Annotated in this window: 19 protein-coding genes; 17 read left to right on the plus strand and 2 right to left on the minus strand. The window is 61.3% G+C overall.

The window, feature by feature from the left end; all coding sequences use genetic code 11:
• Positions 1-77 precede the first annotated feature (77 nt).
• From LLY24_RS11855 to hisD, 9 genes are all read left to right on the plus strand, one after another.
• A complete protein-coding gene (locus LLY24_RS11855) occupies positions 78-941 on the plus strand; it encodes an ABC transporter ATP-binding protein (RefSeq protein ID WP_259036508.1) in 864 nt (287 codons plus the stop codon).
• On the plus strand, positions 925-1,725 hold the full coding sequence (gene mlaE, locus LLY24_RS11860; protein WP_259036509.1) for a lipid asymmetry maintenance ABC transporter permease subunit MlaE: 801 nt from the start codon (positions 925-927) through the stop codon (positions 1,723-1,725). The genes LLY24_RS11855 and mlaE overlap by 17 nt, the downstream gene beginning before the upstream one ends.
• 28 nt (positions 1,726-1,753) lie before the next feature.
• The gene (gene mlaD / locus LLY24_RS11865; RefSeq protein WP_259036510.1) at positions 1,754-2,218 is read left to right on the plus strand and encodes an outer membrane lipid asymmetry maintenance protein MlaD; all 465 of its coding nucleotides are present in this window, start codon (positions 1,754-1,756) and stop codon (positions 2,216-2,218) included.
• A gap of 46 nt (positions 2,219-2,264) precedes the next feature.
• Positions 2,265-2,921, plus strand: coding sequence for an MlaC/ttg2D family ABC transporter substrate-binding protein (locus tag LLY24_RS11870; RefSeq protein ID WP_259036511.1), 657 nt, complete (start codon positions 2,265-2,267; stop codon positions 2,919-2,921).
• Positions 2,918-3,262 carry an STAS domain-containing protein gene (locus tag LLY24_RS11875; protein ID WP_259036512.1) on the plus strand — a complete coding sequence of 115 codons (345 nt, stop codon included), beginning with the start codon at positions 2,918-2,920 and terminating at the stop codon, positions 3,260-3,262. Before LLY24_RS11870 ends, LLY24_RS11875 begins: the two co-directional genes overlap by 4 nt.
• A 189-nt stretch (positions 3,263-3,451) precedes the next feature.
• The gene (locus LLY24_RS11880; protein ID WP_259036513.1) at positions 3,452-3,703 is read left to right on the plus strand and encodes a BolA family protein; all 252 of its coding nucleotides are present in this window, start codon (positions 3,452-3,454) and stop codon (positions 3,701-3,703) included.
• 12 nt (positions 3,704-3,715) lie between these two features.
• On the plus strand, positions 3,716-4,978 hold the full coding sequence (murA, locus tag LLY24_RS11885) for a UDP-N-acetylglucosamine 1-carboxyvinyltransferase (RefSeq protein WP_259036514.1): 1,263 nt from the start codon (positions 3,716-3,718) through the stop codon (positions 4,976-4,978).
• 28 nt (positions 4,979-5,006) lie between these two features.
• Positions 5,007-5,669: an ATP phosphoribosyltransferase gene (hisG, locus tag LLY24_RS11890; RefSeq protein WP_259036515.1), complete on the plus strand. Its 663-nt coding sequence runs from the start codon at positions 5,007-5,009 to the stop codon at positions 5,667-5,669.
• Between the two features lie 9 nt (positions 5,670-5,678).
• Entirely contained in the window at positions 5,679-6,995 is a 1,317-nt protein-coding gene (gene hisD / locus LLY24_RS11895; protein WP_259036516.1) for a histidinol dehydrogenase, read from the plus strand.
• 103 nt (positions 6,996-7,098) lie between these two features.
• Here hisD and LLY24_RS11900 read toward each other — a convergent pair whose 3' ends face one another.
• Positions 7,099-8,409 (minus strand): Do family serine endopeptidase, encoded by a 1,311-nt coding sequence (locus LLY24_RS11900; RefSeq protein WP_267135302.1) that lies wholly within the window; start codon positions 8,407-8,409, stop codon positions 7,099-7,101.
• A 138-nt stretch (positions 8,410-8,547) separates the two neighbouring features.
• On the opposite strand from LLY24_RS11900, the gene LLY24_RS11905 reads away from it, so the two are divergent.
• Positions 8,548-9,309 carry a Nif3-like dinuclear metal center hexameric protein gene (locus LLY24_RS11905; RefSeq protein WP_259036517.1) on the plus strand — a complete coding sequence of 254 codons (762 nt, stop codon included), beginning with the start codon at positions 8,548-8,550 and terminating at the stop codon, positions 9,307-9,309.
• A 75-nt stretch (positions 9,310-9,384) separates the two neighbouring features.
• On the opposite strand, the gene LLY24_RS11910 is transcribed toward LLY24_RS11905, so the two are convergent.
• Complete coding sequence (locus tag LLY24_RS11910; protein WP_259036518.1) at positions 9,385-9,819, minus strand: YhcB family protein; 435 nt, start codon at positions 9,817-9,819, stop codon at positions 9,385-9,387.
• A 212-nt stretch (positions 9,820-10,031) separates the two neighbouring features.
• Here LLY24_RS11910 and zapE point away from each other — a divergent pair, with 212 nt between their 5' ends.
• The 7 genes from zapE (at position 10,032) to sspA (ending at position 15,796) form a co-directional block, all read left to right on the plus strand.
• A complete protein-coding gene (zapE, locus tag LLY24_RS11915) occupies positions 10,032-11,216 on the plus strand; it encodes a cell division protein ZapE (protein ID WP_259036519.1) in 1,185 nt (394 codons plus the stop codon).
• Positions 11,217-11,528: 312 nt separating this feature from the next.
• Positions 11,529-11,957: a 50S ribosomal protein L13 gene (gene rplM / locus LLY24_RS11920; protein WP_259036520.1), complete on the plus strand. Its 429-nt coding sequence runs from the start codon at positions 11,529-11,531 to the stop codon at positions 11,955-11,957.
• Positions 11,958-11,970: 13 nt separating this feature from the next.
• Positions 11,971-12,360 (plus strand): 30S ribosomal protein S9, encoded by a 390-nt coding sequence (gene rpsI, locus LLY24_RS11925; RefSeq protein WP_259036521.1) that lies wholly within the window; start codon positions 11,971-11,973, stop codon positions 12,358-12,360.
• A 95-nt stretch (positions 12,361-12,455) separates the two neighbouring features.
• On the plus strand, positions 12,456-13,061 hold the full coding sequence (gene petA, locus LLY24_RS11930; protein ID WP_259036522.1) for a ubiquinol-cytochrome c reductase iron-sulfur subunit: 606 nt from the start codon (positions 12,456-12,458) through the stop codon (positions 13,059-13,061).
• A complete protein-coding gene (locus LLY24_RS11935) occupies positions 13,061-14,308 on the plus strand; it encodes a cytochrome b (protein WP_259036523.1) in 1,248 nt (415 codons plus the stop codon). Before petA ends, LLY24_RS11935 begins: the two co-directional genes overlap by 1 nt.
• Positions 14,305-15,078, plus strand: coding sequence for a cytochrome c1 (locus LLY24_RS11940; RefSeq protein WP_259036524.1), 774 nt, complete (start codon positions 14,305-14,307; stop codon positions 15,076-15,078). The genes LLY24_RS11935 and LLY24_RS11940 overlap by 4 nt, the downstream gene beginning before the upstream one ends.
• Before the next feature lie 91 nt (positions 15,079-15,169).
• A complete protein-coding gene (gene sspA, locus LLY24_RS11945; RefSeq protein ID WP_259036525.1) occupies positions 15,170-15,796 on the plus strand; it encodes a stringent starvation protein SspA in 627 nt (208 codons plus the stop codon).
• Positions 15,797-15,818 lie beyond the last annotated feature (22 nt).

Consider the following 15,818-nt stretch of genomic DNA (forward strand, 5'->3'; position numbering starts at 1 on the left):
GATACACTGTTCGATAATTTGCCTGCGTTTAAGTTCCTAGCCTAACGCACGTTCCTTGCCCAAGGAGCCCACTGCTCATGCAGGATACCCCTTTCATCGAAATCGACGATCTGCACTTTAGCCGCGGGGATCAAACGATCTTTCGCGGCGTCGATTTGCGTATTCCGCGCGGCAAGGTCACCGCCATCATGGGGCCAAGCGGCACCGGTAAGACAACGCTGCTCAAGCTCATCGGTGGGCAGCTGACCCCCGATAAAGGCCGCATTTTGATCGATGGTCAAGACGTTCATCGGCTATCGCGCAAGGGGCTTTTCGCCCTGCGTAAGCGCATGGGGATGCTGTTTCAGAGCGGGGCGCTATTTTCCGATCTCGACGTGTTCGAAAACGTCGCCTTTCCGCTGCGCGTGCATACCGATCTGCCCGACGCCATGATTCGCGACCTGGTGCTGCTCAAGCTCGAAGCAGTAGGGCTTAGGGGCGCGCGGGCGCTGTCGCCTGCCGAGCTTTCCGGTGGCATGGCGCGCCGCGTGGCGCTGGCGCGTGCCATCGCCCTCGACCCCGAACTGATCCTTTATGACGAGCCCTTCGTGGGCCAGGACCCCATTTCGATGGGCGTTTTGGTCCAACTGATCAAGCGCCTGAACGAGGCGCTCGCGCTGACCTCAGTGGTGGTATCCCACGATATCGACGAGACGCTGAGCATTGCCGACTATCTCTACTTGATTGCCGATGGCCAGGTGGTGGCTCAAGGAACGCCCGAGACCTTTGGCCAAAGCGATGATCCCCGCGTGAGTCAGTTCGTTCACGGCAAACCCGATGGTCCGGTGCCGTTTCACTACCCCGCCCAGGCGTACTATCGCGATCTATTGGGTAGCGATGCAAAACAGTACGTAGAACATGAATACGTAGAACAGGAAAGAGCGAATGCGGTCAATCGTTGAGCGAAGCGTGGCCCGCATTACACGCCTAGGGCGCAGCGGCTGCGATCTTTTGGAAGCGTTAGGGCGCGCGGGGCTCTTTCTCGCCCAGTCGATGGTGGGTATCCCCTCGCGCGAAGGGGTTGCACTCTGGTGGCGCCAGATGCACTTCGTTGGCGTCCTATCACTTGCCATCGTGCTCGTGTCGGGGCTCTTCATCGGCATGGTGTTGGCGCTGCAGGGCTACACTATCCTGGTCGATTTTGGCGCCGAGGAGGCGCTGGGGCAGATGGTGGCTCTCTCGCTGCTGCGCGAATTGGCGCCGGTGGTGGCGGCGCTACTGTTTGCCGGGCGGGCAGGATCGGCGCTGACCGCCGAGATCGGCTTGATGAAGGCGACCGAACAGCTCACCAGCATGGAGATGATCGGGGTCGATCCGCTGCGCCGTATCATCGCGCCGCGCCTGTGGGCGGGTTTCGTTTCGCTGCCGCTGTTGACCGCAGGCTTTAGCGTCGTTGGCGTTTGGGGCGGGTATCTGGTCGGCGTCGAGTGGCTGGGGCTGTTCGAAGGCGCTTACTGGAGCAACATGCAGTCGAGCGTTCAGTTCGTCAACGACGTGGGCAACGGCATGCTCAAGAGTTTGGTCTTTGCCCTCGTGGTCACCTGGATCGCGGTCTTCCAGGGCTATGACTTGGTGCCCACTTCGGAGGGTATCTCGCGGGCGACCACCCGCACCGTGGTGTATTCGTCGCTGGCCGTGTTGGGGCTGGATTTCGTCTTGACCGCCGTAATGTTCGGTGGCCTATGAAGCTTGATGTAATGCTTGGAGCAGTGACATGAAACGCAGCAAGACCATGGAGTTTGGCGTCGGCCTGTTCATGCTGGCAGGGATCGTGGCCCTCGTTTTTCTCGGCTTGCGCGTCAGTGGCCTGACGTTCTCGACGCCGACGGAGACGTTTCGCCTCGAAGCCAACTTCGCCAATATCGGCGGGCTCAAGCCTCGCGCCCGGGTCACCATGGCTGGGGTGACGGTAGGCCGAGTGGAGAGCATCGATCTGGATACTCAGTGGTACGACGCTCGTGTGGTGATGCGCCTTGATGCCGATCTAGAAGGCGAGCTCTCACGCGATACTACTGCGGCGATCCTTACCTCCGGGCTTCTCGGTGAGCAGTACATTGGCTTGAGTGTGGGCGGCGACCCCGAGGTGCTCGAAAACGGTGACACCATTCGCGATACGCAGTCTGCGCTGGTGCTTGAAGAACTCATCCAGCAGTTCATTTCCAATATGGTGAGCGAGTAGGCGGCTTGAAGCCTGCCGCTTGCGTCGGTTGATCAAGGAGTTCGCTATGCAAACCCAACGTGCTTTTTCCCTTCGTCATCTCATTGCGCTCTGGGCGCTGGCGTTAATGCTACTGCCGTTTCAGGCCCAGGCGCAGACCTCGCCCGAAACGCTGATTCGCGACAACATCACAGAGTTCATGGCCGAGCTCGACGGGCGTAAGGACTACTACGCCGCCAACATCGACGAGCTCAAAGCGCTGGTCAACGAGAGCCTGGATGAGGTGGCCGATTTCCGTTACATCGGCGCCAGCGTCATGGGCAGCTACTTTCGCAATGCCACTCCAGAGCAGCGCAGCCGCTTTGCCGATGTTTTCCGCCAGACGCTGATCGATACCTACACGCGGGGGCTTGTGACCTTCGACTACCGCGAAATTCGCGTGCTCGATAACCAGCGCCCGCAGCGCTACGACGACCAAACCAGCGTTGCCATGGAAGTGGTGGGCACCAACGGCCAGATCTATCCGGTGAGCTACAGCCTGCGCCTCTCCGATGGCCAGTGGCGCGTGGTCAACGTCATCGTCAACGGCATCAACCTGGGGCTGACGTTCCGCAATCAGTTCGACCAGGCAATGCGCGACAACAACCGCGACTACGATGCGGTGATTCGTGGCTGGTCGCCGGAGATCGGCGTCGAGGAGCTCGAGCAGGGGGGCGATGCGTGAGCACGCTCTTCGCGCGTGCAGGTGCTGAGCTTAGCGCATTCAACGATACGCTAAGCGTCGGCGGCGACCTGGATATGGCGGTGGCGGCGGAGATCGCCGCCGCTGGCCGCCGCTGGCTCGCTGCCCAGCGCCCGGCAGCCGTCACGTTTGACTTAAGCGCCGTCGATAAGGCCAATAGCGTTGCCTTGAGCGTGCTGCTTGAGTGGTTGCGCGGCTGCCGCGAGCACGCTATCCCGCTTTCCTACATTGCGCTGAGCCCTGCGCTCGAACGTTTGGCGCGCCTTTCCGGGCTCGATGCGCTCATCAGTGATCCTGCCGCAGCGCTCTCGACGTCTGTCTGATTCGACGCCTGCCTGAAACGCCTGGGCGTTTCGTCCCGTCCGTTATTTGCACGACCCCACCTCACTTCGCTATCGGAAGGTGGCGCACTCCGGCGCAGTAATCTCGCGCGGGCGTCGCCAAATAGGCCGCATTTCTTTATGATGTGGCCTATTTTGCACTTCCCGTTTGCCAAAGGAGATATCTGTCCCATGCAACCTCAAGAGGTAAAAGCACTGCTCGAGTCGCGTATCGAAGGATGCGAGTTCCATATCCAGGGCGAGGGCTGCAACTTCCAGGTCGTCGCCGTAGGTGAGGCGTTCGAGGGGCTCTCTCCGGTCAAGCGTCAGCAGCTGGTCTACTCGGCGCTTAGCGCTGAAATCGCCTCGGGCGCGCTCCACGCCATTAGCATCAAGACCTACACTCCGGCTCAGTGGCAAAGTGCCGCTGGCAACGCGCAATGACGGGCAAACTGCATGGATAAGCTACTGATCACCGGCAATGGCTCGGTGGATGGTGAAGTGTGGGCCAGCGGCGCCAAGAACGCGGCACTGCCCATTCTCTGCGCGACCCTATTAGCCGAAGGTCCCGTGGTCATCGGCAACTTGCCACACCTGCAGGACATCACCACCACGCTCGAATTGCTCGGACGCATGGGGGTCGAGCCGGTCATGGGCGAGAAGCTCAGCATTCAGCTCGACGGTTCCCAGGTGAACGACTGCCACGCTCCCTACGAGCTGGTCAAAAAGATGCGCGCTTCGATCCTCGTGCTCGGGCCTTTGCTGGCGCACTTCGGTAAGGCCGATGTGTCGCTTCCCGGTGGCTGCGCCATTGGCTCGCGCCCGGTCGATTTGCACATTCGCGGGCTAGAAGCCATGGGCGCCGAGATTCGAGTCGAGAACGGCTATATTCGCGCCCATGTCGACGGTCGTCTCAGGGGCGCCACCATCTTCTTCGATACCGTCACCGTGACCGGTACCGAGAACTTGCTGATGGCGGCGACCTTGGCGCAAGGCACCACGGTGCTTGAAAACGCCGCGCGCGAGCCCGAAGTGGTCGATCTCGCCGAGTGCTTGATCAAGATGGGTGCACGCATCCAGGGCCACGGCACCGACACCATCACCATCGAAGGGGTAGAAACGCTGCACGGCTGCGAGCACGACGTCATGCCCGATCGCATAGAAACCGGCACCTTCCTGGTGGCGGCGGCGATGACCGGAGGTAAGGTCAAGGTCACTCGTACCCGCGCCGACATTCTCGAAGCGGTACTGGTCAAGCTCGAAGAGGCGGGTGCCGAGATCACCAGCGGCGACGATTGGATTGCGCTAGACATGAAAGGCAAGCGGCCCAAGGCGGTCAACCTGCGCACTGCGCCCTATCCGGCGTTTCCCACCGACATGCAGGCGCAGTTCGTCGCCATGAACGCGGTGGCCGAGGGCCATGCGCGGGTAGTCGAGACGATCTTCGAAAACCGCTTCATGCACGTGCAAGAGCTCAACCGCATGGGCGCCGATATCGTGCTCGAAGGCAACACCGCCTTGATCAAAGGCGTCGAGCGGCTCTCCGGCGCGCCGGTGATGGCGACCGATTTGCGCGCTTCGGCGTCGCTGGTGATTGCGGCGATGATGGCCGAAGGCGAAACGCTGGTGGATCGCATCTACCATATCGATCGCGGCTACGAGTGCATCGAAGAGAAACTGCAGCTGCTTGGCGCGCGCATTCGCCGCATTCCCGGCTAGCCCTGCATACCAACGACTGGCAATCACTATGAGCAAGCAGTTGATTTTGGCCCTGTCCAAGGGGCGTATCCTCGACGAGACCCTGCCGCTTTTGGCCGATGCGGGGATCACCCCGGCGGAGGATCTCGGTAAGAGCCGCAAGCTTCTGTTCGACACCAATCTGGCGGACGTGAAGTTGGTGGTGATTCGCGCCACCGACGTGCCCACCTACGTGCAGCTGGGTGCGGCGGATCTCGGCGTAGCGGGCAAGGACGTTCTGCTCGAGCACGGCGCCGAAGGGCTCTACGAGCCGCTGGATCTCGATATTGCCCGCTGCCGCCTAATGACCGCAGGCATCACCGGTCAGGCGCCGGGGAGGGCGCGGCGCCGCGTGGCAACCAAGTTTGTCAACGTCGCTAGACGCTACTACGCCGAGCAGGGCATTCAGGCCGAGGTGATCAAGCTTTACGGCGCCATGGAGCTCGCCCCGCTGATGAATCTCGCCGATGAGATCGTCGATATCGTCGATACCGGCAACACCCTGCGCGCCAACGGCATGGAGCCGCGCGAGCTGATCGCCAATATCAGCACGCGTTTGGTGGTCAACAAGGCGTCGATGACCATGAAGCACGCGCGCATCAAGCCGCTATTGGCGCGCTTGGACGAGGCGGTGCGAAAGCGCGCGGCAAGCCACGAAGGCGCGAGCAACTGAGGACGAGACATGAGTGATACCCCCTCGAAGACCATCGCCCGGCTCTCTACTCAGTCGAGCGATTTCGAGCGCGAGCTGACCCAGCTATTGGCCTGGGAAGGCGTCTCCGATGCGTCGGTGCAGCAGCGCGTCGACGAAATTCTGGCCGACGTCAAAACCCGTGGCGACGCCGCCGTGATCGACGCGACCAATCGCTTCGATCGGTTGAGCGTGAGCCATATCGACGAGCTGCGCCTGAGTGCGGCCCAGCTCGAAGCGGCATTCGAGAGCCTGCCCGATGAGCAGCGCGACGCCTTAGCCGCGGCTGCCGAGCGTATCCGCTGCTACCACGAGCGTCAAAAGCCAACTTCATGGCAGTACGAAGAGGCCGATGGCACCGTGCTTGGCCAGCAGGTGACGCCGCTCGACCGCGCAGGCATCTACGTGCCCGGCGGTAAGGCCGCGTACCCTTCATCGGTATTGATGAACGCCATCCCAGCCCACGTGGCGGGCGTGCGCGAGCTGATCATGGTAGTGCCAACGCCGGATGGCGCGGTGAACGCTCTGGTCTTGGCGGCGGCGCATCTGGCGGGGGTCGATCAGGTCTTTACCATTGGCGGCGCCCAAGCCATCGGCGCTTTGGCTTATGGCACTCAGAGCGTGCCGAGAGTCGACAAGATCGTCGGCCCCGGCAACATCTACGTTGCCACCGCCAAGCGGGCGGTATTTGGCCAAGTGGGGATCGACATGATCGCCGGGCCGTCGGAAATTTTGGTGGTCTCCGATGGGCACACCGACCCCGAGTGGCTGGCCATGGATCTCTTCTCCCAGGCCGAGCACGACGAGGACGCTCAGGCAATTCTGGTGAGTTGGGATGCCGACCACCTGGCTGAGGTCGAAGCCGCCATCGAGCGCTTGCTGCCTACGCTCGATCGCGAGGCAATCGTACGCGAGTCGCTTGCCCGGCGCGGAGCGCTGATTCACTGCGCCGACGAGTCGCAGGCGATTGAGTTGATCAACCGCATCGCCCCGGAGCACCTGGAACTCTCGGTTGCCGAGCCCGAGCGGCTGTTGCCTGAAGTGCGCCACGCGGGCGCCATCTTCATGGGCCGCTATACCGCCGAGGCCCTGGGCGACTACTGCGCCGGTCCCAATCACGTACTGCCCACGTCCGGCACGGCACGGTTCTCTTCACCGCTTGGCGTCTACGACTTCCAAAAACGCTCCTCGATCATCCACTGCTCGGCGCAAGGCGCCTCCGAGCTTGGCAAGATAGCCTCGGTGCTCGCCCGCGGTGAATCCCTAACGGCACACGCACGCTCAGCCGAGTACCGCATTCGGCGTTGAGTCGTTGGGTAAATAACCGTTGGATGAATCAAAACGCCTACCGTCCGGTTTTATCGGGTGGTAGGCGTTTTTTTGCCAGCTCTATTAGGGGAGAGTGCTGCTTTTAAGACCCTCGCGGCGCACTATTACTACCCATCTCACCCAGCGGTAAACGTGGCACTGGGCGTTCGCCTACTTCGAGTTCGACTTGGACCCGCTCGCCGCCGCGTACGACGGTTAGCGGTAGGGTGGTGCCCGGTGCAACGGCGGCAATGTCGCTCATGGTGGCGCGGCCATCGAGAATGGGCTGGCCGTCGATGGCGAGCAGAATGTCTCCCGGTTCGAGCCCGGCGCGTGCGGCGGGGCCTTCTGGTACCACGCCCGCGACGATAACGCCCTCTGGCGTTTGCAGGCCGAACGAGGCGGCAAGCTCTCGTGATAACCCTTGAGCTTCGATGCCGAGCCAGCCGCGAATCACCCGGCCTTGTGTCACCAACTGATCGAGAATGTCGTGGGCGAGGTTGGCAGGAATGGCGAAGCCGATGCCCTGGGAGCCGCCCGAGCGCGAGAAGATGGCCGTGTTGATGCCGATCAGCGCGCCCTCGGGGTTGATCAGCGCGCCGCCAGAGTTACCTGGGTTGATGGCCGCATCTGTCTGGATGAAATCCTCGAAGGCGTTGAGCCCCAAGTGGCTGCGTCCGGTCGCGCTGATGATCCCCATGGTCACCGTCTGACCAACGCCGAAGGGGTTGCCAATGGCGAGGGTGACGTCGCCAATGGCGACATCGGTGGAATCGGTGATCTCGATTACCGGCAGGTTGTCGAGGTCGATGCGCAGTACGGCGAGATCGCTTTCGGGGTCGGTGCCGACCACTTCGGCTAGCGTTTCACGGCCATCGCGCAGGGCGACCTGGATTTCGTCGGCGCCGTTGATCACGTGGTGGTTGGTCAACACGTAGCCGTCTTGGCTAACGATGACGCCAGAGCCGAGGCTCGACAGCATGCGCTGGTGCGTGGTGGCATCGTTGTTGCGAAAGAACTGCTGAAAGAAGGGGTCGGACATCAGCGGATGCTGATCACGCGAGACGATGCGCGAGGAGTAGATGTTGACCACCGCAGGTGCGGCGCGGTTGACGGCTTCGGCGTAGCTCGTTGGCCCTTGGCTGCGGTTCAGCGGTGCCGCTTGGCGGATCTCAGGCGCCGGGCGCGAGGCGTTCGTCTCATCGCTTGCGGGTGTGGCCACCGGGGTGGGGCCGATGGCGCTGGGGGCATCGACGCTGGATCGCGAAAACGGGCTTTTGAGCTGTTCGGGAAACAGGGCCAGGAGCAAAAAGGCCAGCAGTAGCCCGGCCACGCTGGGCCAGACGTAGGGCTTTATATAGTGCCTGATAGGGTGCTGGCTGGACTTGAAACGGCGCAACAGGAAACGTCGCATGCGGATGTTCCTTAACAAGACGGTCTCACGGCTCGCACTCGACGGCGGCCAAACTTACAATGAGCGCATCTTATCACTTTCCGCTGGCCGACACTTGTCAGCACTGCGCCAGCGACACGCCAAGGACAGGAGTTCACGATGGTTGAGCGTGATCAACTGGTCGCCGCCTGCGACCACCAGCTGCGCGCGGCGCAGTTCAAGGATTTCACCGTCAATGGCCTCCAGATCGAAGGGCGCACCGAGATTCGTCGCGTGATGAGTGGCGTAACGGCCTGCCAGGCCCTGCTCGATGAGGCCATTGCTTGGAAGGCGGACGCCGTACTGGTGCATCACGGCTACTTCTGGAAGAACGAGCCGGTGGCGATCACCGGCATGAAGCAGCGGCGTATCAAGGCCTTGCTGGCTCACGATATCAATTTGCTTGCCTACCATCTGCCGCTGGACGCACACCCCGAGCTGGGTAACAACGCCGAGCTTGGCAGGCGGTTAGGGCTCAAGGTGGAAGGGTGCTTGGATGGCGAAATGGGCGAGGGGCTTTTGTGGTCGGGCCGCTTGAGCGCGCCTTTGACACCTGCGGCGTTCGCTACGCGTGTGGAGGAAACCCTGGCGCGCACGCCGCTGGTGGTCGAAGCGCCGGGGCAGGCGCCCATCGAGCGCGTGGCCTGGTGCACCGGTGGCGCCCAGGACATGATCACCCAGGCCTGCGAGGCGGGCGTGCAGGCCTTCGTGTCAGGTGAGATCTCCGAGCGCACTACCCATTTAGCGCGCGAGCTCGGGGTGCACTACTTCTGCGCCGGGCACCACGCCACCGAGCGCTATGGCGTTCAAGCACTGGGGGAGTGGCTGGCCGACGAGTACGCCATCGAGCACCGCTTCGTGGATATCGACAATCCGGCCTGATGCGTAAGGTGTAAAAAGCCCCAAGCGCAAAGCGTTTGGGGGCGGGTTCCGGTTAGATCGTCAAACGGTCGAGGGTCAGTAGCGAGGTGGCTGAGGCGCGGCGTTTTGAGCGTTTTCACCCTTGAGGCCGAAATCTTCGGAGAGGGTGCCGCCCTTGCCATCGGCGTAGTCGCGCGGCATGGCGGGCGAGGAGGCGGTTTCGCTTGCCTCGGGCGCGGCGGTGTCGGTCAACGGCTTGGCGACCTTCCAGCTAGTGGCCTCCTTGCGCAGCTGCTGCTCGATCTCATCTGCCTCCTGGCGAATGGTGTCGAGACGCTGCTGTACGCCGGTCAGGTGTGCTCCCATGGCTTTCTTCATTTCGGTGATCTGGCGGTCTTTCTCCAGTACCGTCTGGCGCAGCGACACGATTTCGCGCTCTCCTTTGCTTGAGAGGCGGTAGGCGACCAAGCCGATCAAAAAGCCGATCACGATCCCTAATGCTGCAAACAGTATTGGCGAGTTTGCTTCCACTCTACTTCTCCCTGAGGCCGATGACGTGCTTGTGCACTGTGACGGCGTGGAGCGAGCAGCCCCAAGCCGACGACTGAGCTCATTATAGGTCGTGGTAGTCGGGCTGGGTCAATCCGCCATGCGTTGGAGAGCGCTTAGGCGTATACTCCCACGCTCGATCAGCACGGCCCGCCCCGCCAGAGGGCGGCAGTCACATCAAGGGAGGCGAGTCCATGTCATCTACGTCCGTTGGCGAAAATGCAAGCCAAACGCGCCCGGCGGCGCCCATGGCGCGCTATCGCCGTGATCTCGAACGCGACGATTTTCAGCATGACTCGGCCCAAGAGAATGCCGTCAAGCACCTCCAGCGTCTTTACGACGACTTGCTCGCCGTACCCAACACCACGCCCAAGACCGTGGTAGCGCACAAAGGCTTGCGCGGTAAGATGGCTGGGCTTTTGGGCAAGCGCCGCGACGCCGAGGCCAAACCGCCGGTGCCGCGCGTCAAGGGGCTCTATTTCTGGGGTGGCGTAGGCCGCGGCAAGACCTATCTGGTCGATACCTTTTTTGAAGCGCTGCCATTCCCCGACAAGATGCGCACGCACTTCCACCGCTTTATGCAGCGGGTGCACAACGAGCTGAATCACTACAAGGGCGAGAAGAACCCGCTGAGCCTGATTGCGGGTAAGTTCGCCTCTGAGGCGCGGGTCATCTGCTTCGATGAGTTCTTCGTCAAGGACATCACCGATGCGATGATTCTGGCCAATCTGCTCGAGGCACTATTCGAGCGCGGCGTCGTGCTCGTGGCCACCTCCAACATCGTTCCTGACGATCTTTACAAGGATGGGCTGCAGCGCGCGCGCTTCGTGCCTGCCATCGAGCTGCTCAATCGCCACTGTGAGGTGGTCAACGTCGATTCGGGGGTGGATTATCGCCTGCGGGCGCTGGAGCGTGCCGAAATCTTTCATTCGCCCCTGGACGCCGAGGCCGAAGCCGAGCTCGCCCGCAGCTTTCGCGAGATTGCTGGGCAGCCGGGCGAGGAGGGTGCATCGCTCGAGGTCAACCACCGCATCTTGAAAACCCGCCGCCTCCACGAGAACGTGGTGTGGTTCGATTTCTTGGCGCTGTGCGATGGCCCGCGCAGCCAGAACGACTACATCGAGCTCGCCCGCGAGTTTCATACCGTGCTGGTCTCCGATGTTACCCAGATGAATGCCAAGTCGGACGACCGCGCGCGACGCTTCATCAACATGGTCGACGAATTCTACGACCGCGGGGTAAAGCTCTTGATGTCGGCCGAAGTGCCGGTCGAGTCGCTCTACACCGATGGGCGGCTGACGTTCGAGTTCGAGCGGACGCTGTCGCGCCTGCAGGAGATGCAGTCCAAGGAGTATCTGGCGCTGGCGCACAAGCCCTAGGCTCTGTATGTAAAGTGCCTGCGCTCGACAATACGGCGTTAAAAATTGACTCAGAATACTCATTTACAACGTGTAAACTCCGTTTCTTCGTCAATTTTTGCCTTGTATTGTCTTCGCTCGACGACTTTTCATACAGGCCCTAAAGTAGAGGCGTGAAAAAGAGGCGCGGTCGGACTTAACTTCGTCGTTGGCTTGCTGTAGAATGCCGCCCGCTACACGTTGCAGGTGAAGGCCTGCAACCAAAAAGAATAGGGATGGTACTGGCCCGCCTTGCAGGCAGTACCCAACACATTTTATTTGGTGATTCCATCCATGAAGACGTTCAGTGCTAAGCCGCAGTCCGTCCAGCGCGACTGGTACGTAGTCGACGCCACGGACAAGACGCTCGGTCGTCTGGCAACCGAAATCGCTCGCCGCCTGCGTGGCAAGCATAAGCCCGAATTCACTCCGCACGTTGATACCGGTGACTACATCGTCGTCGTCAACGCCGAGAAGGTTCACGTTACTGGCAACAAAGCCAAGGCGAAGACCTACTACCGTCATACCGGTTTCCCGGGTGGCCTGCGCTCCATGACGTTCGACAAGCTGATCGACCACGCTCCCGAGCGCGTCATCGAGATCGCCGTCAAGGGCATGCTGCCGAAAGGCCCGCTGGGCCGTGCCATGTACTCCAAGTTGAAAGTGTACGCTGGCGCCGAGCATCCCCATGCCGCTCAGCAGCCGCTCGAACTGAACATCTAAGGGAATCTTCGCCATGACACAGCAGTATTACGGTACCGGGCGCCGCAAGACTTCCACCGCGCGCGTATTCCTGAAGCCGGGTTCCGGCAAAATCACCGTCAACAACCGCGAGCTGGATCAGTACTTCGGCCGCGTTACTGGTCGCATGGTCGTTCGTCAGCCGCTCGAGCTGACCGAGACCCTGAACCAGTTCGACATCTTCGTCACCGTTCAAGGTGGTGGTGGTTCCGCTCAAGCTGGCGCCATCCGTCACGGTATCACCCGTGCCCTGATGAACTACAACGAAGACCTGCGCCCCACGCTGCGCGCCGCTGGTTACGTTACCCGCGATGCGCGTCAGGTCGAGCGTAAGAAAGTCGGTCTGCGTAAAGCACGTCGTCGCCCGCAGTTCTCCAAGCGTTAATATCTCGCGGTGCGTCAAAAAGCCCGGGCCTTTGGCCTGGGCTTTTTTGTTATGGTGTGGGGGGAAAAACAGGCATAACGGCCGAGGGAGAAAAGATGACCGAGCCGAGGGAGGGCGAGGGTGGTGCCAACCACAGTCGCCGCCGTTTTTTGATCGCCGCGACGTCGATCATGGGCGTAGTGGGTGCTGCTGGCGTAGCGACGCCTTTCGTGGCCGCTTGGCGCCCGAGCGCGCGTACCCGCGCGGCGGCAGCGCCCGTGCGCGTGGATATTTCTCGGCTCGAACCTGGGCAACGTCTGACCGTGGAGTGGCGTGGCCTGCCCGTCTGGATCATCAGTCGTACGCCTGAAATGCTTGCGCGCACCGAAGCAGGCGAGGTGTCACGCTTGGCCGATCCGACCTCGCAGCGCTCGCGTCAGCCCGACTACGCTGCCGGTGAGCTGCGCTCGATTCGCCCGGAAATCGGCGTGCTCGTTGGGCTCTGCACGCATCTTGGCTGCTCGCCGCTCTATCGGCCCGAGCCCGAAGCGGCGGTCACCGCTGATTGGCCTGGCGGCTTTTTCTGCCCTTGTCACGGCTCCTACTTCGATCTTGCTGGGCGGGTCTATCGCAACGTCCCTGCGCCGACCAATCTCGACGTGCCGCCTTATCGCTTCGATGGCGACGATCTCATCGTCGGCGAAGACGCGGAGGTGGCTTGATGCGCGCGCCTCTGCAGGGCTTTTTACGCTGGCTCGATGCTCGCTTGCCGCTCACCCGGATGATACGCCAGCATCTCACACACTATTACGTGCCCAAGAACCTTAACTTTTGGTACGTCTTTGGCGTCTTAGCGCTGGTGGTGCTGGCCAATCAGCTCGTTACCGGGCTGTGGCTGACCATGAGCTATACGCCGACGGCGGAGGGGGCTTTTGCGTCGATCGAGTACATCATGCGCGACGTCGAATATGGTTGGCTGATTCGCTACATGCACTCGACCGGCGCCTCGGCGCTGTTTCTGGTGGTCTACCTGCACATGTTCCGCTCGCTACTGTATGGCTCGTACCGTGCACCGCGAGAGCTCGTGTGGATCTTCGGCATGGCCCTCTACTTGGTGCTGATGGCCGAGGCCTTCATGGGGTATCTGCTGCCCTGGGGCCAGCTCTCCTACTGGGGCGCGCAGGTGATTACGTCGCTGTTTTCCGCCATTCCCGTTATCGGCGCCGATCTTGCGCAGTGGGTGCGCGGCGACTATCTGGTCTCTGGGGTGACGCTCAATCGTTTCTTTGCGCTGCACGTCATCGGCTTGCCTATCGTCATTGTTGCTCTGGTGATGCTGCACTTGGTGGCGCTACATGAAGTGGGCTCGAACAATCCCGATGGTATTGAGATCAGGTCGCATACCGACGAGAAAGGGCGGCCGCTGGATGGCATTCCTTTCCACCCCTACTACACGGTGAAGGATCTGGTCGGTGTGGCGATCTTTCTCTTCGTCTTCGCCGCCGTGATTTTCTATTTCCCCGAGGGCGGCGGTCATTTGCTTGAGCGCCCCAATTTCGAGCCCGCGAACCCCTTGGTGATGCCCGAGCATATTGCGCCGGTGTGGTACTTCACTCCCTTCTACGCCATTTTGCGCGCCATTACCTTTGGCTTTCTGGGTCTGGAGGCGAAATTCCTGGGGCTCGTGTTCATGGCGACGGCTATTGCGCTGATGTTCGTGCTGCCCTGGCTTGATCGTAGCCCGGTCAAGTCGATGCGCTACAAGGGCTGGCTGTCGCGGCTTTTTCTGGCACTTTTTTGCCTAAGCTTCTTGGCCTTGGGCGTGCTCGGCGCCTTACCGCCTACGCCGCTGCGCACGCTCGCCGCCCAAGGCTGTACGGTGCTCTATTTTGCCTATTTTCTCCTCATGCCGTTCTATACGCGCTTGGAGAGACCCAAACCCGTGCCCAACCGAGTGACCATCCGATGAGACGACTGCTCCTGACGTGGATCGTGGTGCTGTTGGCGTGGCCGCTTTCGGCAATGGCGGCCGGTGAGGCAGTACTTGCGCACGCCATGCGCCCGGATGTCACCGACCAGGCTTCGCTGCAGCGGGGCATGCAGCTTTTCGTCAACCGCTGCGCGAGCTGCCACTCGCTCGAGTACCAGCGCTTTTCCCGCGCGGCGCAGGATTTGGGCATTCCGCCCGATTTGATGCAGGCGCATCTGATTTTTTCACCCGAGCTCACCTTGGACGATACCTTGAAGAGTACGCTCGCTGCCGAAGATGGTGAGCGCTGGTTCGGCGTGGCCCCGCCGGATCTATCGCTCACGGCGCGCCTGCGCGGTACGGACTGGCTCTACTCTTTTTTGTTGGGCTTCTATCGTGATCCAAGCGGCCCCTTGGGCGTCGATAACGTGGTCTATCCAGGCGTTGCCATGCCCAACGTACTGGAGCCGCTGCAGGGCGTTCAAGCGCGCGTATGTGGGACTACCACGGCGCCGGTTAGCGGCGTGCCTCGGGATTCGGTGACCGGGCGCTATCGCTCCTGCGATCTTCTCGAACTTGATCAGCCAGGAGAGATGACGCCTGCGGAGTTCGAGGCGGCGATGTTCGATTTGACTAACTTTCTTGCCTACGTGGCCGAACCTTCGCGCGTTCAGGCGCGCGCGCTTGCGCCCAAGGTGCTGGCCTTTATTTTCCTGTTCGGCGTGATCGTTTACCTACTCAAGCGCGACTATTGGAAAGCGCTGCGTTGACGGTGCTTACAAGGCTGTCGGCGTACGGCCATACCCGTAGCGGGGATTGGCATGTTATTATCGGCTATTGTTTCGATGCGAGGATGCTTTCATGGGTGTAGTGGCCAAACGGTCATCGATGACCTTCTACTCCGGTAACAACGATCACTTCAGCCACCGGGTGCGCATTGTCCTGGCGGAAAAGGGTGTGGCGGTCGACATCGTCGACGTCGCCGAGGAGCAGCCACCGGAAGAGCTGGCCGATCTCAACCCCTACAACAGCGTCCCCACGCTGCTGGATCGTGAGTTGGTGCTGTACGAGTCCAAGGTGATGATGGAGTACCTGGACGAGCGTTTCCCGCATCCGCCGTTGCTGCCGGTCTATCCGGTGGCCCGCGCGCAGAGCCGGTTGTGGATGCACCGTATCGAGCACGAATGGTGCCCGCTGGTCGAGCAGATCATGACCGGTGGCAAGAAAGAGGCCGATAAGGCGCGTAAAGAGCTGCGTGAAAGTCTGGTCGGTATTTCGCCCATTTTCGAGGACATGGCGTTCTTCATGAGCGAAGAGTTCTCGCTGGTCGACTGCTGTTTGGCGCCGATTCTCTGGCGTTTGCCCGAACTCAACATCGAGCTGCCGGAGAAGCAGGTCAAGCCGCTCCTAGGCTACATGACGCGTCTGTTCGAGCGTGACGCCTTCCAGGCTTCGCTCAACGAGCGTGAAAAAGAGATGCGCGCCTGATTCACCCATGGCCCCTCACGGG

It is taken from the genome of Halomonas dongshanensis (genome assembly GCF_024790395.1).
Classification (GTDB): domain Bacteria; phylum Pseudomonadota; class Gammaproteobacteria; order Pseudomonadales; family Halomonadaceae; genus Vreelandella; species Vreelandella dongshanensis.

Excerpts from the sequence above, each read along its gene's own strand:
- LLY24_RS11855 (WP_259036508.1), top strand. The coding sequence starts at position 78 with ATGCAGGATACCCCTTTCATCGAAATCGACGATCTGCACTTTAGCCGC.
- mlaE (WP_259036509.1), top strand. The coding sequence starts at position 925 with ATGCGGTCAATCGTTGAGCGAAGCGTGGCCCGCATTACACGCCTAGGG.
- mlaD (WP_259036510.1), top strand. The coding sequence starts at position 1,754 with ATGAAACGCAGCAAGACCATGGAGTTTGGCGTCGGCCTGTTCATGCTG.
- LLY24_RS11870 (WP_259036511.1), top strand. The coding sequence starts at position 2,265 with ATGCAAACCCAACGTGCTTTTTCCCTTCGTCATCTCATTGCGCTCTGG.
- LLY24_RS11880 (WP_259036513.1), top strand. The coding sequence starts at position 3,452 with ATGCAACCTCAAGAGGTAAAAGCACTGCTCGAGTCGCGTATCGAAGGA.
- murA (WP_259036514.1), top strand. The coding sequence starts at position 3,716 with ATGGATAAGCTACTGATCACCGGCAATGGCTCGGTGGATGGTGAAGTG.
- hisG (WP_259036515.1), top strand. The coding sequence starts at position 5,007 with ATGAGCAAGCAGTTGATTTTGGCCCTGTCCAAGGGGCGTATCCTCGAC.
- hisD (WP_259036516.1), top strand. The coding sequence starts at position 5,679 with ATGAGTGATACCCCCTCGAAGACCATCGCCCGGCTCTCTACTCAGTCG.
- LLY24_RS11900 (WP_267135302.1), bottom strand. The coding sequence starts at position 8,409 with ATGCGACGTTTCCTGTTGCGCCGTTTCAAGTCCAGCCAGCACCCTATC.
- LLY24_RS11905 (WP_259036517.1), top strand. The coding sequence starts at position 8,548 with ATGGTTGAGCGTGATCAACTGGTCGCCGCCTGCGACCACCAGCTGCGC.
- zapE (WP_259036519.1), top strand. The coding sequence starts at position 10,032 with ATGTCATCTACGTCCGTTGGCGAAAATGCAAGCCAAACGCGCCCGGCG.
- rplM (WP_259036520.1), top strand. The coding sequence starts at position 11,529 with ATGAAGACGTTCAGTGCTAAGCCGCAGTCCGTCCAGCGCGACTGGTAC.
- rpsI (WP_259036521.1), top strand. The coding sequence starts at position 11,971 with ATGACACAGCAGTATTACGGTACCGGGCGCCGCAAGACTTCCACCGCG.
- petA (WP_259036522.1), top strand. The coding sequence starts at position 12,456 with ATGACCGAGCCGAGGGAGGGCGAGGGTGGTGCCAACCACAGTCGCCGC.
- LLY24_RS11935 (WP_259036523.1), top strand. The coding sequence starts at position 13,061 with ATGCGCGCGCCTCTGCAGGGCTTTTTACGCTGGCTCGATGCTCGCTTG.
- LLY24_RS11940 (WP_259036524.1), top strand. The coding sequence starts at position 14,305 with ATGAGACGACTGCTCCTGACGTGGATCGTGGTGCTGTTGGCGTGGCCG.
- sspA (WP_259036525.1), top strand. The coding sequence starts at position 15,170 with ATGGGTGTAGTGGCCAAACGGTCATCGATGACCTTCTACTCCGGTAAC.